This is a genomic window from Paraburkholderia sp. RL17-337-BIB-A (assembly GCF_046025895.1).
GTDB lineage: Bacteria > Pseudomonadota > Gammaproteobacteria > Burkholderiales > Burkholderiaceae > Paraburkholderia > Paraburkholderia fungorum_C.
Window position 1 is genome coordinate 655,298 of record NZ_JARESY010000002.1, and the last position, 23,954, is coordinate 679,251.

The 23,954-nt window shown below is 61.5% G+C and carries 22 protein-coding genes; 13 read left to right on the forward strand and 9 right to left on the reverse strand.

Features of this window, described 5'->3' with window-relative positions; translation table 11 throughout:
- The first annotated feature begins 209 nt into the window (after positions 1–209).
- The 5 genes from P0D84_RS23910 (at position 210) to P0D84_RS23930 (ending at position 9,445) form a co-directional block, all read left to right on the forward strand.
- Positions 210–2,810, forward strand: a complete 2,601-nt coding sequence (locus P0D84_RS23910) for an FHA domain-containing protein (RefSeq protein ID WP_408341012.1) — start codon at positions 210–212, stop codon at positions 2,808–2,810.
- Positions 2,788–4,161 (forward strand): beta-barrel domain-containing protein, encoded by a 1,374-nt coding sequence (locus P0D84_RS23915; protein WP_408341015.1) that lies wholly within the window; start codon positions 2,788–2,790, stop codon positions 4,159–4,161. Before P0D84_RS23910 ends, P0D84_RS23915 begins: the two co-directional genes overlap by 23 nt.
- Before the next feature lie 37 nt (positions 4,162–4,198).
- Entirely contained in the window at positions 4,199–4,951 is a 753-nt protein-coding gene (locus P0D84_RS23920) for a peptidylprolyl isomerase (protein ID WP_408341017.1), read from the forward strand.
- Positions 4,952–5,033: 82 nt separating this feature from the next.
- Positions 5,034–8,090 (forward strand): peptidase domain-containing ABC transporter, encoded by a 3,057-nt coding sequence (locus P0D84_RS23925; protein ID WP_408341019.1) that lies wholly within the window; start codon positions 5,034–5,036, stop codon positions 8,088–8,090.
- On the forward strand, positions 8,087–9,445 hold the full coding sequence (locus P0D84_RS23930; protein ID WP_408341021.1) for a sigma-54 interaction domain-containing protein: 1,359 nt from the start codon (positions 8,087–8,089) through the stop codon (positions 9,443–9,445). Before P0D84_RS23925 ends, P0D84_RS23930 begins: the two co-directional genes overlap by 4 nt.
- 109 nt (positions 9,446–9,554) lie before the next feature.
- On the opposite strand, the gene P0D84_RS23935 is transcribed toward P0D84_RS23930, so the two are convergent.
- Positions 9,555–10,325 carry a PP2C family protein-serine/threonine phosphatase gene (locus P0D84_RS23935; protein ID WP_408341023.1) on the reverse strand — a complete coding sequence of 257 codons (771 nt, stop codon included), beginning with the start codon at positions 10,323–10,325 and terminating at the stop codon, positions 9,555–9,557.
- 5 nt (positions 10,326–10,330) lie between these two features.
- Positions 10,331–10,618, reverse strand: coding sequence for a hypothetical protein (locus tag P0D84_RS23940; RefSeq protein ID WP_054035641.1), 288 nt, complete (start codon positions 10,616–10,618; stop codon positions 10,331–10,333).
- Positions 10,619–11,075: 457 nt separating this feature from the next.
- Between P0D84_RS23940 and P0D84_RS23945 the strand changes: the two genes are divergently transcribed.
- Both P0D84_RS23945 and P0D84_RS23950 read left to right on the forward strand, forming a co-directional pair.
- On the forward strand, positions 11,076–11,579 hold the full coding sequence (locus P0D84_RS23945; RefSeq protein ID WP_408341025.1) for a lecithin retinol acyltransferase family protein: 504 nt from the start codon (positions 11,076–11,078) through the stop codon (positions 11,577–11,579).
- 61 nt (positions 11,580–11,640) lie between these two features.
- On the forward strand, positions 11,641–11,895 hold the full coding sequence (locus P0D84_RS23950; RefSeq protein ID WP_408341027.1) for a hypothetical protein: 255 nt from the start codon (positions 11,641–11,643) through the stop codon (positions 11,893–11,895).
- Here the strand turns inward: P0D84_RS23950 and P0D84_RS23955 are convergent.
- Positions 11,892–12,770, reverse strand: coding sequence for a LysR family transcriptional regulator (locus P0D84_RS23955; RefSeq protein WP_408341029.1), 879 nt, complete (start codon positions 12,768–12,770; stop codon positions 11,892–11,894). The two genes, P0D84_RS23950 and P0D84_RS23955, sit on opposite strands and share 4 nt — an antisense overlap.
- Before the next feature lie 526 nt (positions 12,771–13,296).
- On the opposite strand from P0D84_RS23955, the gene P0D84_RS23960 reads away from it, so the two are divergent.
- On the forward strand, positions 13,297–13,761 hold the full coding sequence (locus P0D84_RS23960) for a DUF4126 family protein (RefSeq protein WP_408341031.1): 465 nt from the start codon (positions 13,297–13,299) through the stop codon (positions 13,759–13,761).
- Between the two features lie 217 nt (positions 13,762–13,978).
- Positions 13,979–14,743 (forward strand): IclR family transcriptional regulator, encoded by a 765-nt coding sequence (locus P0D84_RS23965; protein ID WP_408341033.1) that lies wholly within the window; start codon positions 13,979–13,981, stop codon positions 14,741–14,743.
- Here P0D84_RS23965 and P0D84_RS23970 read toward each other — a convergent pair.
- The 5 genes from P0D84_RS23970 to P0D84_RS23990 form a co-directional block, all read right to left on the reverse strand.
- Complete coding sequence (locus P0D84_RS23970) at positions 14,731–15,555, reverse strand: citryl-CoA lyase (RefSeq protein WP_408341035.1); 825 nt, start codon at positions 15,553–15,555, stop codon at positions 14,731–14,733. The genes P0D84_RS23965 and P0D84_RS23970 overlap by 13 nt on opposite strands.
- Before the next feature lie 2 nt (positions 15,556–15,557).
- The gene (locus tag P0D84_RS23975; protein WP_408341037.1) at positions 15,558–16,757 is read right to left on the reverse strand and encodes a CaiB/BaiF CoA transferase family protein; all 1,200 of its coding nucleotides are present in this window, start codon (positions 16,755–16,757) and stop codon (positions 15,558–15,560) included.
- 16 nt (positions 16,758–16,773) lie between these two features.
- A complete protein-coding gene (locus tag P0D84_RS23980) occupies positions 16,774–18,207 on the reverse strand; it encodes an MFS transporter (RefSeq protein WP_408341039.1) in 1,434 nt (477 codons plus the stop codon).
- A gap of 125 nt (positions 18,208–18,332) precedes the next feature.
- Positions 18,333–18,683 carry a response regulator gene (locus tag P0D84_RS23985; protein WP_408341041.1) on the reverse strand — a complete coding sequence of 117 codons (351 nt, stop codon included), beginning with the start codon at positions 18,681–18,683 and terminating at the stop codon, positions 18,333–18,335.
- 6 nt (positions 18,684–18,689) lie between these two features.
- Positions 18,690–20,165, reverse strand: a complete 1,476-nt coding sequence (locus P0D84_RS23990; RefSeq protein ID WP_408341043.1) for an ATPase domain-containing protein — start codon at positions 20,163–20,165, stop codon at positions 18,690–18,692.
- 517 nt (positions 20,166–20,682) lie between these two features.
- Here P0D84_RS23990 and P0D84_RS23995 point away from each other — a divergent pair.
- The 4 genes from P0D84_RS23995 to P0D84_RS24010 all read left to right on the forward strand — a co-directional run bounded on the left by P0D84_RS23995 (position 20,683) and on the right by P0D84_RS24010 (position 23,193).
- The gene (locus P0D84_RS23995; protein ID WP_408341045.1) at positions 20,683–21,729 is read left to right on the forward strand and encodes a phytoene/squalene synthase family protein; all 1,047 of its coding nucleotides are present in this window, start codon (positions 20,683–20,685) and stop codon (positions 21,727–21,729) included.
- Between the two features lie 203 nt (positions 21,730–21,932).
- The gene (locus tag P0D84_RS24000) at positions 21,933–22,469 is read left to right on the forward strand and encodes a hypothetical protein (protein ID WP_408341047.1); all 537 of its coding nucleotides are present in this window, start codon (positions 21,933–21,935) and stop codon (positions 22,467–22,469) included.
- The gene (locus tag P0D84_RS24005; RefSeq protein WP_408341049.1) at positions 22,448–22,828 is read left to right on the forward strand and encodes a hypothetical protein; all 381 of its coding nucleotides are present in this window, start codon (positions 22,448–22,450) and stop codon (positions 22,826–22,828) included. The genes P0D84_RS24000 and P0D84_RS24005 overlap by 22 nt, the downstream gene beginning before the upstream one ends.
- 116 nt (positions 22,829–22,944) lie before the next feature.
- On the forward strand, positions 22,945–23,193 hold the full coding sequence (locus P0D84_RS24010; protein WP_054035535.1) for a hypothetical protein: 249 nt from the start codon (positions 22,945–22,947) through the stop codon (positions 23,191–23,193).
- 332 nt (positions 23,194–23,525) lie between these two features.
- Here the strand turns inward: P0D84_RS24010 and P0D84_RS24015 are convergent, their stop codons facing one another.
- Entirely contained in the window at positions 23,526–23,801 is a 276-nt protein-coding gene (locus P0D84_RS24015) for a DUF4148 domain-containing protein (protein ID WP_408341051.1), read from the reverse strand.
- Positions 23,802–23,954: the final 153 nt, after the last annotated feature.

A 23,954-nucleotide genomic window follows, 5' to 3' on the forward strand; every position in this document is an offset into this window, starting at 1 on the left:
CGCACGCGGCGCATTCCGGCTGCATCTGACGCAGGAATGGCCCTTACCACCGACGATCCTAAAATTGACACTTGCCATGTGTGACTTAATATTCGTAACAGGCCGGATTTTGCGCGGCTCACTAAAAAATCCGCCGTTCGCCGTAGTTCTTCTTTCCGTTCCTGTTGCGTTCTCGCCGCAGCGGGTAAACGATTAGTGATCCAGATAAAATGACTGCTGGCGAAGCTTCGATTGCTGAGATGCGCGCGACCCAGGACGCCACGTTCGACGTGGTGCTGTCGCCGGTTGCGTCCGCGCAGCGTCCCGCACTCGACGCGATCCGGATCGTCGACAGCCTGTTCGCGATCGGCCGCAGCGAGGTGCCGTTTACCGACTACCCCACGGACCGGATTACCCGCCTGTCACGCCGCCATGCGCGGATTTTCACGGAGCACGGCGCCGTCTATGTGGCCGATCTCGGCAGCAAGAACGGCACGACGCTCAACGGCGTCGTGGTTCGGCAAGCCCCGGCGCGGGTGCGTGCCGGCGACGAATTGTGCTTCGGCGGGGAGCTCTGCTATCGCGTGGGTATCGAACCGCGCGCGCGGATCGTCGCCGCGGCGAGTGCGCCGCCCGCACCCGGCCTGCTGCTGGTGCCGCAGCGCGACGACCTCGGCCTCCTACCCATCGAAGTGCAGGCGTTCCCCTTCCTCATCAGCAAGGCCGACGAAGTCTTCTCGCGCTACCGGGACCGCTATCCGCACCAGGTCAACTACATCTCGCGCCGTCATGCGCACGTCTTTCTGAAGGGCGGCGAGCTCTACCTTGAAGATCTCGGCAGCACCAATGGGACATTCGTCGGCGGAAAGCGGCTCGACGAAACCGCCGTGGCGCTCGTAGAGGGAGACCTCCTTGCATTTGGCGGCGACCACTTCGTCTACAGGGTGACGCTGCAAAAACCCCCTGAAGTCGAGCCGACCGTGACCCAGTCATTCCTCAACCCCGCCATCGACGACGCCGCCGATACCGACAAGACCACGTTTGTCGGCGCCGCGAATTCGTTCCTCGATATCTTCTGCGTCGACCCGGGGCTACAACGCGAAGACGAAGTCAACGAGGCGGCGCAGGCCGCTTCTGCGCAGGCGAAGCGCGACACCCTGACGGGCGCTGCAAACGGCACGAAAGGCAAGAACGGAACTGACGGCGCGCATGGCGCGGGCAGCACTCATGCGACCCAAGGCACGAAGGTAGCGAAGGGCCGCCCGCAGCGTTGGCGTCTGCTTGCCGGCGAACTCAGCAAGGCCTTTGCGGGTAGCGATCACACGATAGCGCGCCGCGCCGCATGGTGGGGTGGCGCGGCCGTCGTCATTCTGGTGGCCATGGCGCTGACGCTCTACCTGCGTGGCTCATCGGAGCGCGAGTTGAGAAACCTGCTGGCAAGCGGCGATTACACCGGCGCGGTGACGGCGGCAAACGGCTATCTGGCGGCTCATCCCACCGACACGAAAGTCAGCGCATTAGCGAGCGAAGCGCTGCTGAAGGCAAAAATCCCCGGCTGGCTGAACGCGCTGCACAAGGCGCAGTTCGACCAGGCGGACGCGCTGCTCAAGGAGATGCGGTCGTTGAGTGCGAATAACGCGGACGGTTCCGCGCTGGTCGGCGAATTGCAATGGGTGGGCGACCTTGAGCGTTTCGTGGCGGGGCGCGGCGGCGTCGACGCGCCGATCCGCATGTACACCGACGAGGCCACCATCAACGGCCTGCTGCAACGCTGGGACGACGACGCGCGAAGCCATCAGCGCGCACTGGACCGCATCGCCTCGTACGTGCCTGTTTTTGCGGAGCCGTATGCGCAGGCGCTGAGCCATCTGCGCAAACTGGAAAGTGACGACTCGGTGTACCTCGCTGCCATCGATCGCCTGAATGGCACGATTCGCACCGAACTGGCGCGCGACAAGCCCGATGCGCTGCCCGCCGTCCTCGACGATTACGCGCAGCGCTATCCGCGTCTCGCCGGCCTCGACCGTGTACGGGCAGACCTGCGGCAGTACACCGATGTGCTGAATGCAGCCCTGAGCCGGCAACTGACGCCGTTGCTCGCCTTGCTGAAGACGGTGCGTTTCAGCACCCCGCCATTTCAGGCGCAGTTTCAGCAACTGGCCGCGAGCCGTCTGCCGTCGCCAGACGTCATTCAGCGCCATGACGCGGCGAGCGCGGCGTGGCAACACGGCGACGCGCAACAGGCGCTGGCCGATTTGCAAGCCATGCCTGCCGGGCCATGGTCCGATGTGATCGCAGCGGAACTGGCGCACAAGAAAGCGCTGCTAGACCAATTCGCCGATTTGCAGAAAACGCGCGGCGGCAAGGATTACGACCAACGCTTGCTGTCGTTCTACGCCAGTCTCGATCCGACAGCAGACGCGTGGTTCGTGCAATCGATCCAGAAAGACGTCGCCGCGTTGCACGACAAAGCGCTGGCACGCGCGCAAGACCTGCTGCTGCGCGCGCAGAGCCTCTGGAAACAGTATCGGGCGAGCGGTGCGATCGGCGGCACGCAACGGCTGGAAGCGGGGATTTCGCCCGGCTTTCGCAGCGAGGCGCGTCTGCTATCCGATGCGCAGTCCGCCGCGCAACAAGGCATGCGCATCTATACGCAGCTGAAAGCGGATCATCCCGCGGACTTCGACCGCCTGCTCGCGGATATCGAAGCCGAAGCGGATTTGCAGCGCCGCTCGCTGACCGAGTTGCGCATGGTGCTGGATCCCGGCTTGTTGAAGGCGAAGCTGGCATTGATCGGAGGCGAGCAGCGTGAAGCGCGACAGTCACCCTAGACCGTTGTCGGAGGCGCTGGAGGACCATAGCGTCGAGGGCATCGCGATTCTGACCGCGGAGCCGGTACGGCTCGCGCGTGCGCTGATCTGGGCGATGGTCGCGCTGGTGGTGGCCGGTTTGCTGTGGTCATTCGTGGGTCGTGCCGATGTGATCGTCAGCGCGCAGGGCACGCTCTCGCCGGAATCGGAGGTGCGCCGCATCTATGCGCCGATCGACGGCGAACTCGCCGATCTGTACATCGCCGAGGGGCAGCCGGTGCAAAAGGGCGATGTGCTGGCGCGGCTGAATGCGCGCGGTGCGATCGAGGCAGCGAGCAACGCGCTGCAGGCGCAACTCAAACTCGAAGATGCCGAGCGCGACTGGAAACAGTTCCCCGAGAAGAAGGTGCTGATGGAGCGCAAGGCTGCCGCGCTGAAGGCGCAGATGGAAGTGGAAGCCCATCTACACGAAAATCGCGTCTCGGAGGGCACCAGCAAGCTTGCCGAAGGCCAGAAGGCCGAACTCGACGAAGCGCGCAGCGTGCTCGACAATGCGCGCCGCACGCGTGAAGCGGCGCGTCAGGAACTGGACCGCTACTCGCGGCTTTTCGCGCAACCAGGTGGCGGTGGTATCGCCGAGTTGCAGGTGGAGCAGAAACGCACCGCCGCGATGGAAGCGGATAACGCTTACCGTGTCGCACAATCGAAACTCGCGGAACTGGACTTCCGCCTGAGCCACGAATACGCGCAGGCCAATGCGCAACTCGAAACCAGCGGCCAGCAGACCACCGACCTGCAACTCCAGTACGACTCGGCCGTCCGCGACATCACCGACGCGGAAGACAAGGTGCGTCTGCAACTGCAGACCGCACGCCTCGTGGCGGAAGCTGCCGCGCGAATCCGCTTCGAGAACATCGACAAAGACAATTTCCTGCTGATCCTCGCGCCGGTCTCCGGCGTCATTACCGACGTGACCTCCACGCAGCGGGGCGACAAGATCCAGGCGAACGCGCCGCTTGGCGGCATCGCGCCGAAAGACGCGAAGCCCGTCCTGAAGATCGAGATCGCCGAACACGACCGTGCTTTTCTGCACGAAGGCCAGTCCGTGAAGCTGAAATTCAACGCGTTCCCGTATCAGCGCTATGGGCTGATCAGCGGCACGCTTGCCTATATTTCGCCGGCCACCAAACCGTCCTTGCAGGACAAACAGCCGGTGTACGAGGGCCGCGTGACGCTCGACAAGAACTACTACCAGATTGCCGACACCCGCTATCCGCTGCGCTATGGCATGACGGCGAGCGCGGAAATCGTGGTGCGCGAACGGCGCCTGATCGATCTGGGTCTCGATCCGTTCAGGCAGGTGGCGGGTTGAGCGCGCCGACTACACGTCAATTAAAGGAGCGGATGACATGACCGCGATAGTACGAATCGATGAAGAAGTCGTGGACGTTTCCGAGTTCATTCGTCTTCTGAAATTGACGGGCCAGTTCGAGAGCCTGATCGAGCAGATCGTGCGCGACAAGCTCACGGTGCATGCGGCGAAAAAACACGGCATTGCCGTCACGGCGGACGAAATCCAGCAGCGCGCCGATCAGTTCCGCCGCGTGCGCGGCTTGCATCGCGCGACGGATATGAATCAATACCTCGATGCGCTCAACGTGAGTCTCGACGAGTTCGAGGAATTCATTACCGACGGGCTGTATCAGGAGAAGATGCTCGACGTAGTCGGCAACGAGGCCGCGATCAAGGATTACTTCGCGCTGAATTCGCCGAAGTTCGACGCGATCGAGGTGAGCCATATCGTGCTCGACAGCGAAGGCAAGGCGAAGGAAATGATTTCGTACCTGCACGACGATCCCGACAGCTTTGCCGACATGGCGCGCGAGCATTCAATCGCGGATACGCGCGAAGCCGGCGGCGTGATCGGCAAGGTGTTGCGCGGATCGTTGAAGCCGGACATCGAGGCGAAGATTTTCAATGCGGCGGTGGGCGATCTGCTCGGGCCGTTTCCTTCGGCGGATCGCTCGTGCTTCGAGATTTTCGCCGTGACCGCGAAATATCCGGCGACGCTCGATGCCGATGTGGCCACCGAAGTCAGGCGTCTCTTGCGTGAGAGCTGGCTGATTGCGCGCGCGCAGGAGCATGTGATCGAAGCGCGCTAGCCGCGTATTTCGCATCGCATCGCGCCGCAACGCAACATCGAAACGCAAAGCAAAGCAAAGTCGAACCGAGGTCCGCAAGCCCATGGATGCACCCCAGACCGCGCCTTCCGCTGCCGAGTTTCTCACCTCGGTGGAAATCCTCTCGCCGTTTTCGCGCGACGAGATCGAGCGTCTTGCCGAGTACGCGCAGGCACGCTTCTATTCGTTCGGCGAGACGGTATGCTCGGCGGGGGAGACGGCTGACGGTCTTTACGTGGTCCGCTCGGGTTCGGTACGTATCTTCACCGAGGAACACGGCAAGGAAACCAGCATGGGCGTACGCAAGACCGGCGAGATCTTCGCCGACATTGCGATGTTGCGCTCGTATGTGCACGAGGCGTCGGTACGGGCGTCCGCGAAAACCGAGTTGCTGTTCATTCCGCGCGCCGCGATCGAGCCGGTGATTGCCGGCAATCAGGCGGCGTTGGCCTTTATTGCGAGCTATGTGGCGATCAGTTCGGCCGGTGGTTTCGTGGCGCAGTTGTTCGATCTGCGCGGCAAACTCAACAAGGCGGAACTCGAGGAATATGTGCGCAGCGTCGGCGTGAAACGGGTGACCGCAGGCAAGGAAATTCTCAAGCAGGACGGCCGCGACGATCGGCGGCTCTACGTGGTGCGGCAAGGCGGCGTGCGCATCGTCCGTCATGAGGAAGGTCACGACTACACGCTTGCGACGCTGGGCGAAGGCGAAATTTTCGGCGAAAAGGCCTGTTTGATGCGGCAGGAGCAAATGGCGTCGGTGGTGGCAACGACCGAAACGCGGCTGCTGGTGATCCCTGAACGCACGGTCCATTTCATCCTGGAGCGCAATCCGAAGCTGCGCGAAGTGCTGGATGAACGGATTCGTTACGGCGACCGCGAATTGCAACGGCAAAAGCGCCTCGAACAGCGGCGCAAGTTGCCGTTGATGCTCGATCTACAGACCAAACCCGAGTTCGGCGAAAAGGTCATCAAGCGCTTTGCGCTGGTCGAGCAGGCTGAAGAAATGGATTGCGGCGCCGCATGTCTCGCGATGGTATGCCGCCACTACAACATTCCAATGACGCTCGGCAAACTGCGCGAGCTCGCCAACGTCACGACGCAGGGCGCCACGCTCGACAGTCTCGCGCGCGCGGGTGAATCGCTCGGTTTCACCGCGCGCGGCGTGCAATGCACATTCGATTCATTGCGCGGCTTCGATCTGCCCTTCATCGTGCATTGGGAGGGATACCACTATGTGGTGGTGTACGGGCTTTCGAAGGAGTACGTGTGGGTCGCCGATCCGGCACTCGGCTTCAGGAAAATGACGGTTGAAGATTTCGAACGCGGCTGGAGCGGCACGTGTCTGCTCTTTACCGGTGGCCCGAATCTCTTGCAGATGTCGGCTGCACGCTCGCCGTGGATACGCTTTGTCGGCTATCTCAGGCCATACAAGAAGATTCTCGGCCACCTGTTCCTTGCCACGTTCGTGATTCAGGTACTCGGCGTGATTCCACCGCTGATCATCCAGAATATTCTCGACGGCGTGATCGTGCATCAGAACGTCAGCTTGCTGAATCTGCTGATTGGCGGGTTGATCATTGCCAATGTGTTCTCGCAATTGATGTCGTCGATCCGCGCGTATCTCGCCAATTTCATGGTACGCAACATGGACTTCGCGATGATGTCGCAGTTCTTCAAGCACACCATGTCGTTGCCGTTTTCGTTTTTCGCCAAACGCAAGACCGGCGACATCTTCGCGCGGTTCCAGGAGAACCAGACGATCCGCGCCTTTCTCACCGAATCCACGGTGACCACCGCGTTGAATCTGCTGATGGTGTTCATCTACTTCACGATCATGTTTGTCTACAACGTGAAGATGACGCTGGTGCTGATCGCGTTCGTGATCCCGATCATGGCGTTGACCGCGCTCGCCACACCGAAGATCAAGAACTACGCGCGTGAGGTGTTCACGGCGTCGACTGAATCGAAATCGTTTCTGATGGAAGCGCTTGCTGGTGTCGAGACCATCAAAGGCATGGGCATCGAACGGCCGGTGCGATTGCGCTGGGAGAAGAAATACGCGAAGGCGCTCGAAGTGCAATATCGGGCGCATGCCTTCAGCATTCTCATCGGACTTGGCAGCCAGTTGCTGAACGCGGCGACCACGATCGCGATCCTCTGGGTCGGCGCGAATCTGGTGCTGGCGCGCGAAATGACCATCGGTCAGTTGATCGCGTTCAATGCGTTCATGGGCAGCGTGCTGGGTCCGCTGATGGGACTCGTCGGCTTATGGAGCATGCTGAACGACGCGGGCGTGGCGATGGAACGCCTCGGCGACGTGCTCGATATCGAGCCGGAGCAGAAGCCGCAGGATTTGCCTTCGCGCGTGATGCTGCCTGAGTTGCAAGGCGAAATCAGCCTCAACGGGGTGTACTTCCGCTACGGAGAGAATGATTCGGCATATGTACTGGAAAATATCAGCTTCGACATCAAGCCCGGCGAACTGGTGGCGATCGTAGGCCGCAGCGGTTCCGGAAAAACGACGCTCGCCAAACTGCTGGTCGGCTTTTACGCGCCGACCGAGGGCAAGATGACTGTCGACGGTTACGACCTCGGCGTGGTCGATAAAGCCTATTTCCGCGCACAGATCGGCTATGTGATGCAGAGCAACCTGCTGTTTTCCGGCACGATTGCCGAGAACATTGCAAGCGGCGACGACGCGCCCGAACGGCGCCGTATCGAGGAAGTCGCGAAAATGGCCGACGCGCACGCGTTCATCAGCAAGATGCCGCTCGGCTACGAACAGATTGTGGGCGAACGCGGCATTGGCCTATCCGGCGGGCAGATCCAGCGGCTGTGTATCGCGCGGGCGCTGTATCACGATCCGCGTCTGCTGGTATTCGATGAGGCGACCTCGGCGCTGGACTCGCAATCGGAGAGCAATATTCTCGGCAACATGCACGACATTCTGAAGGGTCGCACGGCGGTGATCATTGCGCATCGGCTCAGCACCATCATGCGCGCGGACAAGATTCTGGTGCTGTACGAAGGGGCGATTGTCGAACAGGGCCGTCATGATGAATTGATCCAGCGCGGCGGCATGTACTACCAGCTGGTCCAGAAACAGTTGAGCGCGTGATGAAGATACTCGACCAGGTAGAGGAACCCAGCCCGGCGATTTCGTACGCGGGTCTGATCGAGCGGATCGAGATTTTGCGCTCGACGCTGCGCTGGTCGTCCCGGCTCGAACGTGCCGACATCGACAAGCTACTGCGGCAGGCGACCTCATTGCGCGACGAGGTCATGCAACTCTCGCACAAGGAGCGCTTCGTGCAGGCCGCAACGGCCGCCGAACCCGCCGCACCTGCCGATCAATCGCGTGGTGCGCGTAGAAAGGCCTTGATCGAGCGCAGTTTCATTTTCGAGGGGACATTCGGCGACAATCCGCGTTTGCTCGAATCGCTCGAAATCGCCGAGAAAGCCGCGCCGACCGATTTGCCGGTGTTGATCGACGGCGAAAGCGGCACGGGTAAGGAACTGATGGCGAAGGTGATTCACGCGAATGGCTCGCGCCCGGACAAGCCGTTTATCTCCGTGAATTGCGGCGCGATTCCAGACAATCTGCTGGAGTCGGAATTGTTCGGGCATCGCAAGGGCGCGTTCACGGGGGCCTCGAATGACCGTAAGGGCAAATTCGAAAGCGCGCATACAGGCACGATCTTTCTCGATGAAATCGGCGAGTTGCCGCTGGCCGGTCAGGTGAAGCTGCTGCGCGTGCTGGAAGCACACGAGATTCAGCGCGTGGGTTCCGATGAAACGATTGCCGTCGATACGCGTATTGTCGCGGCGACCAATCGCAATCTGCGGCAGCTCAGCGAAGAGGGCAAGTTCCGCGAGGATTTGTTCTACCGTCTCAGCGTGATTCACGTCACGTTGCCGCCGCTGCGCGAGCGGCGCGATGAGATACCGCTGCTGATTGCATGGTTCGGCGATGAGGCCGCAGGTACGCTAAAACGCAGGCCCGTCAGATTGACGCCGCGTTTGCGGGACTTTCTGCTGAACTATGCGTATCCGGGCAATATCCGCGAATTGCGCAACGTGATGTATCGCGTGTCGTGCCTGGCAGGGGAGATGGCGGATATCGATCATTTGCCGGTGGATATGCGGCCGGCCGCGCCAGGGTCGGCGGCGGCTTTGTCCAATGCAGCCACTGCGACGGGGCAGGAGCAAATCAGCGTGGCGAATCTGATGTCGCTAAGCGACGCGAAGCGCGCCGCGAGCGATGACGCGGAAAAAGCCTTCCTGGAGCGCGGCCTTCGCGAAGTGAGCGGCACCGTTGCGGAACTGGCCCGGCGGATCGATATGAACCGCTCGCATTTGCAAATGCTCCTGAAGAAGCACGGCCTGCATTCGAAGGATTTTCGCAACCGCAGTGCGCCATCCCCGGGCAAAAACGGGGCTGACGAGCATGATGAAGAAGACAGCGATAGTTGAGGAAGGCCGTGTGGCCCAGCTTGCTCTCGGGCGCCTTGACTGCCCAGCGTTCCTTGAGGTGCCTGGAGTACCAATAACTTGCTTAAGGCAGCGCTTCCAGCCCGCGCTTTCAAGGCGCCGGGTTCAACAAGGTTTTCTCTGACGCATACGGATCTTCCGCTTGCACCACCACCGCGGTGACATTGTCGCGTCCACCGCGCGCGATGGCCAACTCCACCAGTTCGTCAGACGCGCGCTCACACGCCACTGAGGTCAGCACCGCCAGTATGTCCGCATCGCTGATCTCGTTGCTCAACCCATCGCTGCATAACAGAAAGACATCGCCGTCCGCGACTTCGATCGCATCGTCATCGAGTTCGAGCACATCCGTGGCGCCGACCGCGCGCGTGATCATGTGCTGCGCTGGATGATGCCGCGCCTCTTCGTCGGTAATCACGCCGAGGGACTTGAGTTGTTCCACCTGGCTGTGATCGCGTGTGAGTTGCCGCAATTGCCCTTCGCGATACAGATAAAGGCGACTGTCGCCGGCCCACAGATAGCCGCAGAAGCGGTCGCAGGCGAGCAGCACGATGACCGTGCTGCCGATCCGTTGCACCTGGCGGCGCGCGGCTTCATCCCGCAGTTGGCGATTGACCATTTGCAGCCGTGCGCGCGCGTCGGCGATACCGGTTTTCATGGCGAGCGGCGGCGCGAGCCGGCTCAGTGTATCGATCACGAGGCGGCTCGCCAGATCGCCGACCGCGTGCCCGCCCATGCCATCGGCGACGGCCCAGCGTCCGGGTTCGGGCTGGGCGAGGCAGGCATCTTCGTTGATTTCACGGACACGTCCGGCGTCGGAACGCGCGGACGACATCCATCGAAACTGGCTCGGACAGGTCACAAGGGCTACACCGTATCGTTTCTGCTGCGTGCGTCAGGGGAAACGTTGATGTTCGAGTTCGCGCCGGTGTTGCGCACATCCACCGACTGGAACGTGTTGATCATCTGGTTAGCATAGAAGTTGTTCGAGATGTCGTACAGGTTCACGACCGGACCGATGCTCGGCGTTTCCCGCACATAAGGCTGAATCCAGCCGTACACCCACGGCGCGCCGCCGCCGCCGCGGATCGCCGCCATCGCCTTACGGTCGAGCGCGAGATTTAGCGAAAGGTCGTTCACTGTGATAGAAGCCATGTCGTTCTCCGGTTTGCCGCGTGCGTCGGGCGTGCGATTGAAAAGGAATGGACGTAATGGTGCAAGTGCCATGCCAATTTGCGGCTCGCACGCGCGTTTTCTCGTAACGCGTTGATAGCGCGGCGATTCCGGGTGCCTGTGCATGCCGCGCGCGTTTACTGGCCGTGCAGAGGTCGGAATGCACCCAACATCCGCGCGTGTGCATCGGTGCGGGACCCAACACATTGGCCTCAGATACCGGACCTTAACCGACCCGCTCGGGGGCCTCAGTCAGCGCTCCAAATGATCGACCAAGGCCAACACATGGGTTTGTTTTCTGTCGGCTCACAGCGGACACTCGCCCCATTCAAAACACCTCGCCATTCCTGTCAGCCCTTTAAATAAAGGCTTTTCCGCACATGGCCCGGATGATGCAAAAGCTCTCGCAACAGTGTTGGATATTGAAGCGAGGCCAGCCATGAACACAAACCCACTTCCGGCAAGCAGCGAAGACCGCGACGCATGTCGTGACGAAGCATCGACCATCGACCTGCCGATCGGCGCGCATCTCGTCACGCAACGGCGCGGCTACGAACACCACGGCATCTACGTGGGCAATGGCCGCGTGGTCCATTACGCCGGCTTTGCGGGTTCGGCGCATCGCGGCCCGGTGGAGGAAGTGGAATTGACCCGCTTCGCCGCCGGTCATCCATTGACGATCCGCTCGACGCCGAGCGCCCGCTACGTCGGCGATGAAGCGGTGCGCCGCGCCCGCTCCCGCCTCGGCGAAAACCGCTACCGCCTGCTGACGAACAACTGCGAGCACTTCTGTGCGTGGTGCCTGCTTGGCGAGAGCCACAGCGAACAGGTGCATTGCTGTTTGAGGCATCCCCGCACCGGCATGCATGCGCTGGTGTGTCTGGTGAAGGCGTTTGTCGAAAGCGTCGCGAAGGATGGTCACGTTACCGCCCAACTCGCCTGAGCGAGTGGGAACGAGTTCAAGCGTTCACGAATTCATTAATTCAAGGATCAAGGAGCACATCATGGTTGCCGCAGAAAAGACCTTGCACTGGGCCGTCGATAAATGGCTCGCACCGACCCCCTCGATGCCCGCGCGTGTCGTGCGCTTTTGCCACAGCGCGTCGCAACATCAACGCTACGTTTGCGTGGAAGCATTGCGGCCAGGCGGCTTGTTGTCGATCTTCTTCTTCCGTCACAACGACGGCTCATGGAACGTGTTCCCGCCGCAAGCCGAGCGGCCCGCGATGAACGGCCATCGTCGCGCGTCGGCTTGCTAGCCGGGTGTGTGCGAGGCCGCTTCCTTCATGATCCACTGACTGAACAGCAGCATGGCCGGAGCCATCGCTTTGCCCTTCAGCCACGTCAGCCAGTAACTGCCGGCATGCACTTCCACCTCGAACGGGCGCACCAGCCGGCCCGTATTGATCTCGTGATCGAACATCAAAGCCGGCGCCAGCGCGATACCCGCGCCTTGCATGGCCGCTTCCACCATCAGCCGCGATGAATCGAACACCGGTCCGCGAATCGGCCGGGGCGGGATGCCGGCGGCCGTGAACCACGCCATCCAGTCGTCGACGCGATAGGACCGCAACAAGGTTTCGTTGGCGAGATCCATTGGATCGGACAGACGTTCGGCGATCTCCGGCGCGCACAGAATCGCGAGCGGCGCATCGAGCAGCCGCGTGGCGAGCGAACCCGGCCAGGTGCCGTCGCCGAAACGGATCGCGAAGTCGAGGCCTTCCGTGGCGAGATCGACCAGATTGTTATTCGTCAGCAGCCGCAACTCGACAAACGGATGCGCGTCGCGAAACGATTGGAGCCGCGGCATCAACCAGCCTACTGCGAAGGTGCCCACCACGCCGACCGTCAATACCTCGTGAAAGTGGCCGCCGTCGAACTGCTTGAGCACGGCTTCGATGCGATCGAACGCATCCGTGAGGACGGGGCGTAGCGCCAGGCCTTCATCCGTCATGGCCAGTCCGCGGGGCAGACGCTTGAAGAGCGCGGTGCCCAGCCGTTCTTCCAGCGCTCTGACCTGCTGGCTCACGGCCGCCTGGGTGACGTTCAATTCGAGCGCGGCGCGCGTAAAGCTCAGATGCCGCGCGGACGATTCGAAGGCGCGCAGCGCATTCAACGGGAGATACGGTCTCATGGCGAAGGCATAAGATTTTCTTGGGAGTCGACTAACTTATCATCGTTTGTCAGCGGGCGCCGGAAAACCGATAGTTGCGGCTTCACATAAGGAGCGGCGATGATCGCAAGACGGAAGTTCGCGGGCGCGATGCTCGGTGTTTCGATAGCTGGGGTTGCGGTAGTGGTGGCGCGGGAGTACGGCATGATGCGAAAGCCCGGCATGGATTGATGACTCACGGGTCGCGCGTATGAAGCGGTTCGCTGTGCCAACGCGCTGACGATTGGGAAAAGTGGCCCATGTCCTTTGCGTACGGTTGAAAGTCGAATCGTGCGACACTAGGGCCACACCGAAAGGGGGCGATGAATCAGGGCAATCGAGCAGGCAATTGAGCGGGCAACTGAGCCGGCAACTGCGGATCGGCCTCGACTTACGCGGTGAGACGTTGACTGTGCAAGTGAATGCTAGACACCTTCCGCCGACGTTCGCCCGGTTAAGCCGTCGGCCTGTCCAACCACGCAGTATTGGCCTTGGTTCGGAGTCCCCTATGTCTGTCTATGTCCTTGCATTGCTAATCGGCGTAGTAGCCGGCCTTCGTGCGATGACCGCGCCCGCGGCCGTCAGTTGGGCGGCGCATCTGGGTTGGTTGCCGCTGCAAGATACGCCGCTGGCATTTCTCGGCTTTACTGCCACACCGTACATTTTCACCGTGCTGGCGATCGTCGAACTGATTACCGATCAATTGCCGAAAACGCCTAGTCGTACCGTGCCGATGCAATTCGGCGTCCGTATCGTGCTGGGTGGATTGTGCGGCGCGGCGCTTGGGGCGGCGCATGGCGGCTTGCTGGGTGGCCTGATTGCCGGGGTGGTGGGTGCGGTGATCGGCACCCTGGGCGGCGCGAAGGCAAGAGGTGCATTGGCGCGCGCGTTTGGCCGGGACTTGCCGGCCGCGCTGATCGAAGACGCGGTGGCGATCGTAGGTGCTGTGTTGATTGTGATGGCGTTGCGCTAACGCGGATGAGCTGCCTGGTTGGCAAACGAGGCGTCTTCGCGTACGATTTGTTTCGCCCAAGGGCCACGACAAATACCTGACTAGCAACAGACGGTCGGCTATCCGTGGACTTGGGCGTTTTCGTTTCTAAGCTCGCGCAATACGTGATTTGGCTGGACCTTGAGTTGCAGCGTAAAATTTCCACTTTGATATAAAGCAACGCTTACCCAGCCCACTCATGCCAACGCCCGCGGACAAATCAAACTCAAAGGAAAGCGAGGGTGTTGCCGTCATCGATCGTGCTTGCGCGATTCTGTTCGCCTTCCGGCCGGACGACGTCGCGCTCACACTCGCTGAACTCGCGGCACGCACGGGGCTCTACAAGAGCACGTTGTTACGGCTCGCGGGCTCGCTGATCCAGCACCGCCTGCTGCTGCGTCTCGACGACGGCCGCTATCAACTCGGCTCCGCAACCTTCATGCTGGGCGCGCTGTATCAGCGCAGCCTGAACGTCGGCGATATTCTGGTGCCACTGATGCGCGAGCTTGCGGAAACGAGCGGCGAAAGCGTGTCCTTTTACGTGCGCGACGAGGCGGTGCGCGTGTGCCTGCATCGTGTGGACTCGACGCATGCAGTGCGTTTTCACGTGCGCGAAGGTGACGTACTGCCGCTGGAAAGCGGCTCCGGCGGCCATGCCTTGCTGGCGTTCAGCGGCATGCCGGGCGAGCCGTACGAGAAGATTCGCGAGGACTTCTATTGTGTATCGATCGGCGAGCGCGATCGGGAGACGGCTGGGATCTCGATGCCGGTATTCGGTGTGCGCCAGAGTTTGCGTGGCGTGCTGACGCTCGCGGGCCCAAGCTCGCGTATCGATCAGGCTTTCTTCGAACGCAATCTCGCCGCGCTGTTCGATTGCGCCGCGCGCGCAACGGATGCGTTAGGCGGCGACTCGCGCGCCATGCGCAATGCGCAGCGGCGCGCGGCCGAAGTTCAGGACAGGTGACGCTCGGGCTTACCCGTGTAGGTGTAGTTCATCTGGCGCGGCATCGGGCCTTTGTTGCGCTCCTTGCGTCCGCGTTGCTCCCATGCATGCGACAGAATGCCGACCGCACGTGACAGGCAGAACACGCCACGTGCCAGTTCCGGCGCAAAGCCGAGTTCGGCGTAGATCACGGCGGTTGCACCGTCGATATTCATTGGCACGGGTTTGTTCTTGCGCTGCTTGAGCAAGGCTTCAATGCCGCGTGCGATAGCAGCGTATCGCCCGCTGATATTTTTCTGTTCGACGCTGTCGTCCACGAGCGAAAGCAGCCGGATTGCCCGCGGATCGACCGGATGAAAACGATGTCCGAAGCCGGGCAAGTACTTGCCGTGTTCGGCGGTAAAAGCGTCGACGCCTCGCTCGACGGCTTCTTCCAACGTGGCGCCTACGTCCATCAGTTCAGCAATCAGGTCGTACAGTTCGACCGCCTGCTGACCGGCGCCCCCATGCACATCATCCAGCGCGTTGATCGCTGAAGCCATCGCGCCGTTCAACGGCAAACCGCAACTGGTTGCCATCCGCGAGATTGCGATCGACGGTGCATGCGGGCCATGATCCACCGACGCCACCAGCGCCGCTTCGAACAAACGCGCTTGCGCGGCGTCAGGCAATTCGCCGCGCAGCATCAGCCAGATCATCTGCGGGAAGCTGACGTTGCCGATCAACTCCTGAATCGGGAAACCACGCACCTTGATCGAACCGGGATGAATATCGATGATCGAGGTGCTCCAGTACTCGGCGGCGAGCTTGGCGGCGTCGAATGCTTGCGTCATGTTCAGATCACTCCTTCGGAGCGTAGGTGGTCGATTTGTGCGTCGTCGTAACCGAGCGAGGCGAGATGCTCACGCGTGTGAGCCGATAGAGCCGGTGCGGGTGAGGTCGGCGCTGTGTCACCGTCGGAGAGACGAAAGCCCGCGCGCGTCACGCGTTGCCGCTCAGCGCTGCCGTCGCCGGCAAATTCGCGGATGAACTCACGCGATTCCAGATGCGGATGCGCGAGGATTTCCGGCACCGACATCACGCGCCCGGCCGGCACGCCTGCTTCGAAGAATTTGGCTTCCCAGTTCGTCGCGTTGTCGCTTGCCAGCGCTGCTTCGATTTCGGCCTTCAATGCCGCGCGATTCACTTTGCGTGCATTGCGCTCGGAGAAACGCGCGTCGTCGAGCAGATCGGCGCGGCCGATCAGATGGCAGAGACTCGCGAACTGCTTGTTCTCGTTCGCGGCGATATTGAGCGGCCCATCGCCCGTTTTGAAGGTGCCCGAAGGCGCGGCGGTGAAGTTCTCGTTGCCCATCGGCTCCGGCGTGACGCCGGCGTTCAGATAGTTCGACACCACCCAGCCCATCGTCGCCAGCGTGGCCTCCAGCATCGAAACGTCGAGCATGCGGCCGTGTCCGCTCGCGCGGGCATCGACCAGCGCGGCGCAGATGCCGAACGCAGCCGTGAGACCGCCCACCGTATCGGATACCGGATAGCCGACGCGCAACGGCGCGCTATCGGCGTCGCCGGTCACGCTCATCACACCCGAGATGCCCTGGATGATCTGATCGTATGCGGGGCGTTTCGAAAACTCGCCGTCCATGCCGAAGCCGGAGATCGCGCAATAGACGAGCTTCGGATTGACCTCGCGCAACGCGTCGAAATCGAGACCGAGCCGCGTCATCACGCCAGGCCGGTAATTTTCGACCAGCACGTCCGCGGTTTTGACGAGCTCGCGCAAAATGGTCTTGCCGCGCGGGTCTTTCAGATTGAGCGTGATGGACTGCTTGCCCGCATTCACCGCGACGAACGAGGCCCCCATATTGCGCATCGAGGCTTCCTTGTCGGCGCCTAGCCGCCGTGCAAGATCGCCGCCTTCGGGGTGCTCGACCTTGATCACCTCCGCGCCGAGCAGCGCGAGTTGATACGCGCAAAACGGCCCCGCCAACACATTCGACAAATCCAGCACCCGTACTCCAGCCAACGGCAGCGTCATCTTTGAAGCCTCTTGTTCAATGCGAAATTTCGTCGAGATTGCGGTTGTTGGTACGCGGCCCGAAGATGCCGATCGCGCCCATCACCATCACCATCGACACGGTGATCAACGCGAACACGCCTGGCACCTGGAAATGGCGCAACGCGAAGGCGATCATGAAGCCGGAAAACATCGCGGATAAACGCGACATCGAGTACACGAAACCCACGGCGCGTGCCCGCAAGCGCGTGGGGAACAGTTCGGTCTGGTACGCGTGATAGCCGACCGAGAGCAGCGTGCCGCAGAGCGTGATCAGCACGCCGAGGGTCATCAGCATCGCAGGCGAGGTTTGCGTTGCGAACAGGCTGCCGAACACGGCGATACCGAGCGCCGACAACACGATCAGCGTCTTGCGTTCAATGCGGTCCGCAATCGCCATACCGATCAGCGGTCCGAACGGATTCGAGATCGCGATCACGAACGAGTACAGCAAGCTGTGCGTGATCGTCACGCCTTTGGAGACCAGTAGTGTCGGCACCCATGACGCGAAACCGTAAAAGCCGATCGACTGGAACAGGTTGAACACGAGCATCGTGATCGCGCGTTTGCGATACGGCGGCTGCCAGATTTCGCGGAAGGCGGCCTTGGTGGTGGCCGGCTCGACAGTCGGCACGGCGGGGGGCAGCGGCTTGCCGTATTGGCTGGCGATTTTCGCTTCGAGTGCTTGCAGAACTTTTTCCGCTTCGGCGGCGCGGCCTTGCTGCGCGAGCCAACGCGGACTTTCCGGCACGCGTCGCCGGATGGCCCACACCACGACCGCGCCGAGTGCGCCGATGATCACGACCCAGCGCCAGCCATCGAGGCCGAATGGGCTTTGCGGCACCAGCCACCACGCCAGGAAGGCGACCGACGGCACGGCGGTGTATTGCACCAGATGAACGAATGCGAAAGCACGGCCGCGCAGATGTTTCGGTACGAGTTCGCTGACGTAAGTGTCGATCGTCACCAGTTCGACGCCCACGCCGATGCCCGCGATCAGGCGCCACAGGTTGATGGCCGGCGCGGTGGTTTGCAACGCCATGATCAGCGTCGCCACGGAGTACCACAGCAGTGAAATGGTAAACACGGTCTTGCGGCCATAGCGATCCGCCATGCCCGCGAAAAAGAACGTACCGATGAACAGCCCGGCGAACGACGCCGCCACGAAAGCGCCCAGCCCGGAGACGCCGAAGAACGACGCGGTCGTCGTCGCATAGAGCCCGCTCTTGACCAGGCCGGGACCCACATACGCCGTAAAAAAGAGATCGTAGAACTCGAACCAGCCGCCGATCGACAGCAGGAACACCAGCATCCATACCGTGCGCGTCGCGGGCAGACGGTCGATGCGCGCGTTGATGCCGGTCGTGAGTCCCCGCGCTCCGGCGCTTGAATCGGGCGACGCGCCAGGTGCGTCGAGCGGCAGGCTAGCCATGGAATTCTCCTTCGAGGGTCTCTCGCTTACGTCGTTCTGCTAGACAGAATGATGTTCTATTTAATGAATGTGCCGAGATTAGTCTGTGTGGCGCTTGCCAGGAATTCGGGGTTTTACCTAGTCAGTCAAACCGCCATGCGCTCCAGCATCGCGAGAAGGCTGTCGAATGAAAGCGGCTTGCGTGCGTACTCGATGGTCGGATTCGGCTGTGCGGGGATATCCGCGGCCGCGCTGCACAGGATGATCGGAATGGCGCGCAGATCGGGGTCGTCGTTCAATGCGGCGCACAGTTGCAGCCCCGACATGATCGGCATCATGCAGTCCGACACGATGATGTCGGGCCGGGTCTTGCGGATCTGTTCGAGTGCGGCGGCCCCATTGGACGCCGTCAGCACGGTATAGCCGTGCCGCTCCAGCAGCAGTCGCCAGACCGTGAGGATGTCGAATTCGTCGTCCACGACCAGGATGGTTTTCATGAGCGGCTACGTATCTCGTCGCGGTGTCAGCGCGGCCGCGAGGCCTTGCGCTGGAGACACGCTGGGGGTGCCGACCGGATTGCCGATTACGTCGAGGCCCTGCGACGAAATCACGAGTTCGCGCAGCGACGTGTCGTGCGCACTTTCGCGCTGCTTGACCACGGAGATCATGCGTTGCAAACCCGTTTCCGTTTCGGCGTAGCGCAAGAGCACGAGGTTCTCGGTCAACGCGGAGACCCGCACGCTCTTCGCGTGGCCGGGGCCGGCGTAAAGCGGCAGTTCTTCCGTCAGGATCGTGGTGACGCACGCTTCCCGCAGTTGATGAAGCAGCGCGTTCAGTAACAGGCCGAAGCGTTCGGGCCGCAGGGCCGAGTCGCGAAAGCCTTCCACGCCGTCGATCACGATCCGCTTCGCGCCGGTCTGCTTGACCGTGGCCAGCGCGATCGCCGCGAGTTCGTCGACCGCCAGTTCGATGGCCGGGTGCCATTGAATCATGAGGCGGCCGTCGTTGTAAGCATCGGCGAGCTCAATCGAGACGGCTTCGGCTTTGCCGATCAGACGCTGCGGGCCTTCATAAAACCCCAGATACAGGCAGTGTTCGCCGCGCGCCAGACCGGCTGCGAGAAACTGCAGACAGAGCAAGGTTTTGCCGACACCTGACGGCCCGATCAGCGTGGTCGTGGAGCCTTGGGTGAAACCGCCGCCAAGGAGATTGTCGAGATGCGGGAGGCCGAAGCCGAGCCGCGTTTTCAGATCGACCGGACCCGGTTGCACGGCGTCCAGCGATTCCAGACGCGGGAACATCAACAGCCCGCTTTCGGCGATGCGAAAGAAATGCTTGCCCATCAGATGGTTGCGCGCCCGCATCTTGTGCACTTCGATTTCGCGTGCGCGGCGCATGCCGTCGTTGTAGCGGTTCAGCTCGATCAGGCCGTCGACCAGCGTGTGCTCGGGATGCGGTTCGTTGCCCGAGAGCGGCGCGAGCAACAGCGTGGTGCAATTCATGGCCGCGGCCAGCGCATTCAGTTCGTGGATGAACTTCGACAGCGACAACTCGGTTTCGCTGAATTCGCGCGCACTGCGAAAGCCGTCGATGATCATGAGGCTCGGCCGATAGTCGTAAATGCTCGACGCAATCAGCTTGAGGAAGCCATCGAGACCGCCCTGCATCAGTTCGTGATAGCCGGAGACGAACAGCATTTGCTGGGCGACGGCGGCTTCGTCGAAGAAGCTCAGGCCTCTGAGGTGCGCCAGCAGTTTGTCGTGCGACTCGGCGATCAAGGTCATGTACAGCACCTTTTCGCCCTGGCTCACACGATGAAAACCGATCTGGCTCGACAGAATCGTTTTGCCCGCGCCGGCCATGCCTTCCAGCAGATAGACGCCGCCGCTGACCAGACCTCCACCCAGAATTTCGTCGAGACCGGGGACACCTGTTTCCACGTTGGACCGGGAGGACGTCTGAGAGTCGCGGATAGTCATTGCCGTATGTCGCTCAAAGTGCGGAGGAGCGACAGCGCGCAACGAGACTGCGCATCGCTCGAACTAACCGTGTCCGCAATTCGTGTTCCCGCGCAGGGGCGGCACGGCGCCTGTCGGCAAGTGGGTGCAGGGGACCTTACCTGGCCTGCGCCCACTTGGCGGACGAGGTATGGGCAGGCGGCGCAATGCGTGCGCGAGGGATGCTGCTTACCGGCAAGTATCGGCGGAGTGCGGAAGCGGTTTTTTCAAAACGATGCGAAACGATGCAACGAAAATTTCGGACCGTCAGCCAGATCGAAGAGACCGCCGCGGGCAAATTGCAGATAGCGTAGTCGGGCAGGCGATGGCGTGCTGCGGGTAAGTCGGGGCGAGAGGTTTCACCGGCAACGGGTTCGCAGGTGTGAACCGCCGGGTCAGCGTGGAGCCACGACAGGACCGCCGCCGCACGGCAAAGGCGCTTCGCCGTATACAATTCGGCAGCGCCTGATTTCCGCCCAATCCTGACCTGATCCCATCCATGCCGAATCCGACCCGGGCCTTTCTTCTCGGCCCGCTCCTGAAAGGCGTTTCACGCTCCTTCTATCTCACCCTGCGCGTGCTGCCCGTCGGAATGCGCGATCCGATCGGCCTCGCGTACCTGCTGGCGCGCGCGGCCGACACGATCGCGGATACCTCGCTGGTCTCGCCCGAGCAGCGCCTTGCGTTGCTGTTGTCGCTACGCGACCAGGTCAACGGCGCTCCGGACGACGGCGCGCTGTTCCAGCGCATGGCGGCCGAAGTGGCGGGCCAACAGGTCCAGTCGGATGAAAAGGTCTTGCTGGAATCGCTCGGTCCCGCACTAGAGGTGCTTGCGCAACTAAGCGAGTCTGATCGCAAGGCGGTACGTGAGATTGTGTCGACTCTGACCGAGGGCATGGAATTCGACCTTCGCACGTTCCCCGACGAACGTTCCGGCCAGATCGCCGCGCTGCGTGAATACGACGAACTCGACCGCTATACCTATCTCGTCGCGGGCTGCGTCGGCGAATTCTGGACCACCATGACCTACGCGCACATGCCCGGCACGCTGAAAGAGCGGCCCGAGACAATGGCGCGCCGCGGCGTGCGTTTCGGCAAGGCGCTGCAGATGACCAATGTGCTGCGCGATTGCGGCAAGGACTTGCGGATCGGCCGCTGTTATCTTCCGCAGACGATGCTCGATCCCTATGCCCTCGCTGCACAGGATCTCCTGCAGCCGGCGAATTCTCTTCGCGCCCGGCCTTTGATGATCGAACTCGTGCGCAAGACGCTGGCTCATTTCCGCGAGGCCCTGGACTACACGCTGGCGATTCCCGCGTTTTCTGTGCGCTTGCGCCTTGCCTGTTTGTGGCCGATTCTGATTGGACTGGAGACGCTGCTGTTGCTGGTGGATAACGACGCCTGGCTCGACCCGGCCAAGGTCTCTAAAGTCCGGCGCAATCAGGTGTATCGAATCATCGCGTCGTCACTGGTGCTGGTGCCCTCGAATGGCTTGGTGCGCAAGTCGGTTGAAACGCGGATCGAGCAGATCGAAGCTCGGCTCTGAGCGGCTGCTTCGCTATACGAACCAGTTCGCTACGTTGCGCGCGGACCTGCTTCGCCCAGCAGTACCTCAATGAATAGCGTGTTTGCGTGCGACGCATGTGCCGTGTATGTGCCGTGCGCATGCAGTGTGGGCAAGCGTACTGAATAAAACCCCCACGGGCCGTAGTTTGGCGGACAAAGCACCTTGTCCGATTCCAGACTGCCATGGCACCCCGCGGCAAACAACATTGCGACACGTTGGACCTGATCCGCGCGCTGGCGGCAGGCGCGGTGTGCGTCAGTCATTTGCGCAATCTGATGTTTGTCGACTACCGCGCGAGCGCCGGTCTCGGACTCGCGGGCAAGGCCTTCTATTTCGTCAGCAACTACGGCCACACCGCGGTGATCGCACTGCTGTGCAATGTCGTGTTCTTGCAGACGCTCACGTGCGGCACGTACGGCTCAAACGGACCGCTATGGAGCCTTGCCAACGAGTTCTGGTACTACATGTGGTTTCCCGCCTGCTATGTGCTGTTGCGCCAGCGCCGTGGCTTCAGTGCAATCGTTGCAGGGGTGCTCGCGCTGGGCACGATGATCGCGTTTCCGTCGCTCCTGAGCGGATTCGGACTGTGGATGCTTGGCGTCGCACTCGTGTTGCCTGAAAAGCGCTTTCCTGCGCGCGGAGAGGTTTGCCATGGTTCACGCTTGCCAGCGGGGCCTCTTTTCTTGCGGCGCTGGTGTTGTCGCGCGTACTCTTGTTGAGTAACGACTGGATCGTCGGCGTGCCGTGTTTCGTATTCCTGCGTTGCATACTCTGGGAAGACGTTCGCCTGCGTCCCGCACTCCTATCGCGACTCGCGGTCGTCTTTTCAGGCTTCTCCTATTCACTGTATCTGACGCACTTCTCATTCATTCTGTTTGTGGCAGCGGTCGTGTTCGGGCAGCGCATCCAGTTCGACGGCCGCGGCGCGCTGGTGTTCGCGACCATGCTGGTTGTCTGCTATGGGTACGCGTTCGCGGTGTACCTGCTGTTCGAACAGAATACGAAACGTGTGCAACGCGGTATCCGGCAGTTCCGTTTTCTGCGGCCCAAGCCCGATCCAGCCACGCCGCATAGCTGATCTGCGTAGCATTGCCACTCGATTTAATCTGCATCATTGAATGTCTATCAATCGGGAAACCCCTAGCATCCTGCACCGATGGTTCGCGTTAGTCTCTTCTAAAGAGGAGACGATCCATGAGACAAGCGTTCAATATTGCCGTGGTGTTGTTGCTTGGTTATCTGATGGCGGATCGGGCGCTGATGCGCGCCCAAGCGGGAGAAATGGGGACAATAACGTGCCACCAAGGCGCGGAGCTGGTTAAGTCGAATGCGTTGAAAAAAGGCTTCGGCGACGCCGGCGCCAGCAGTCAGGGTGAAAATTTCCTGTCGAGCTGTCTCGTCACGGGGCGTGGCCAGGTGGGCGACCTGATCGCCCGCGAATGACGCAAGCAGCCCGGCATCGCTGAGGCTTCGACGAAGCGCGGCGGTACATACGCGAAAAAAGTGCCCAGACCGTGAGGGCCCCGGCGAAGTCATCGGGAGCCCGATGACAGAGATATTGAATACAGAACTGGCCCGCGATCGGGGACACTCGATCGCGGGCCAGTTCGTTTTGAATCAGAGCGCGCGACTGTTTGCGCGCTCAGCGGCGGATCAGATCAGGGCAAACGGCGTGGCCTCTGCGGTTCGTTCCGCTGGACAGCCTGGTCCAGCTTCGCCACCAGCCTGGTTGCCGGCGTGGTTAACCGAACTCGGCTACCCGCCCGGTTGCCTGCTCAGTGGCTCGACTGCGACGCGCCACTCACCCCACCGCCGTAGCCGCTTTCGGCGCCTTGCGCGGTGCCGTTTTGCGCAGCGACACGGGCTTGCGCAGCCTGGAGGTCATTCGGGTAGTACGGGTCGGAAAGGCCCGGCCGGTAACCGGCCTGTTCGAGTTGAATCAGTTCTGCGCGCACCTGCGCGCGGGTCACGGGCTGGTTGGACTGCGCAAACGAGGCAACAGGAGCGGCCAGTACAGCGGCGATAACAACGGCTTGAATGAGCGATTTCATGATGAACCACCTCCAGTTCGGTCTGTATCGTGCTACGAGCGATCTTGTTCGCAGTCAGTGATTACATTGTAGTTTTGCGATCTGGCGGGAGTAATCACTAATTCAGGCAAGGTTTATTGCTAAATTTGAGACAAATGAAGAGGCTTGAGAGAG

Coding starts and splice junctions, on each gene's coding strand:
- P0D84_RS23965 (WP_408341033.1), top strand. CDS start 13,979: ATGCCAACGCCCGCGGACAAATCAAACTCAAAGGAAAGCGAGGGTGTT.
- P0D84_RS23980 (WP_408341039.1), bottom strand. CDS start 18,207: ATGGCTAGCCTGCCGCTCGACGCACCTGGCGCGTCGCCCGATTCAAGC.
- P0D84_RS23910 (WP_408341012.1), top strand. CDS start 210: ATGACTGCTGGCGAAGCTTCGATTGCTGAGATGCGCGCGACCCAGGAC.
- P0D84_RS23940 (WP_054035641.1), bottom strand. CDS start 10,618: ATGGCTTCTATCACAGTGAACGACCTTTCGCTAAATCTCGCGCTCGAC.
- P0D84_RS23920 (WP_408341017.1), top strand. CDS start 4,199: ATGACCGCGATAGTACGAATCGATGAAGAAGTCGTGGACGTTTCCGAG.
- P0D84_RS23995 (WP_408341045.1), top strand. CDS start 20,683: ATGCCGAATCCGACCCGGGCCTTTCTTCTCGGCCCGCTCCTGAAAGGC.
- P0D84_RS23950 (WP_408341027.1), top strand. CDS start 11,641: ATGGTTGCCGCAGAAAAGACCTTGCACTGGGCCGTCGATAAATGGCTC.
- P0D84_RS23990 (WP_408341043.1), bottom strand. CDS start 20,165: ATGACTATCCGCGACTCTCAGACGTCCTCCCGGTCCAACGTGGAAACA.
- P0D84_RS24015 (WP_408341051.1), bottom strand. CDS start 23,801: ATGAAATCGCTCATTCAAGCCGTTGTTATCGCCGCTGTACTGGCCGCT.
- P0D84_RS24000 (WP_408341047.1), top strand. CDS start 21,933: ATGGCACCCCGCGGCAAACAACATTGCGACACGTTGGACCTGATCCGC.
- P0D84_RS24010 (WP_054035535.1), top strand. CDS start 22,945: ATGAGACAAGCGTTCAATATTGCCGTGGTGTTGTTGCTTGGTTATCTG.
- P0D84_RS23945 (WP_408341025.1), top strand. CDS start 11,076: ATGAACACAAACCCACTTCCGGCAAGCAGCGAAGACCGCGACGCATGT.
- P0D84_RS23970 (WP_408341035.1), bottom strand. CDS start 15,555: ATGACGCAAGCATTCGACGCCGCCAAGCTCGCCGCCGAGTACTGGAGC.
- P0D84_RS23975 (WP_408341037.1), bottom strand. CDS start 16,757: ATGACGCTGCCGTTGGCTGGAGTACGGGTGCTGGATTTGTCGAATGTG.
- P0D84_RS23925 (WP_408341019.1), top strand. CDS start 5,034: ATGGATGCACCCCAGACCGCGCCTTCCGCTGCCGAGTTTCTCACCTCG.
- P0D84_RS23960 (WP_408341031.1), top strand. CDS start 13,297: ATGTCTGTCTATGTCCTTGCATTGCTAATCGGCGTAGTAGCCGGCCTT.
- P0D84_RS23955 (WP_408341029.1), bottom strand. CDS start 12,770: ATGAGACCGTATCTCCCGTTGAATGCGCTGCGCGCCTTCGAATCGTCC.
- P0D84_RS23985 (WP_408341041.1), bottom strand. CDS start 18,683: ATGAAAACCATCCTGGTCGTGGACGACGAATTCGACATCCTCACGGTC.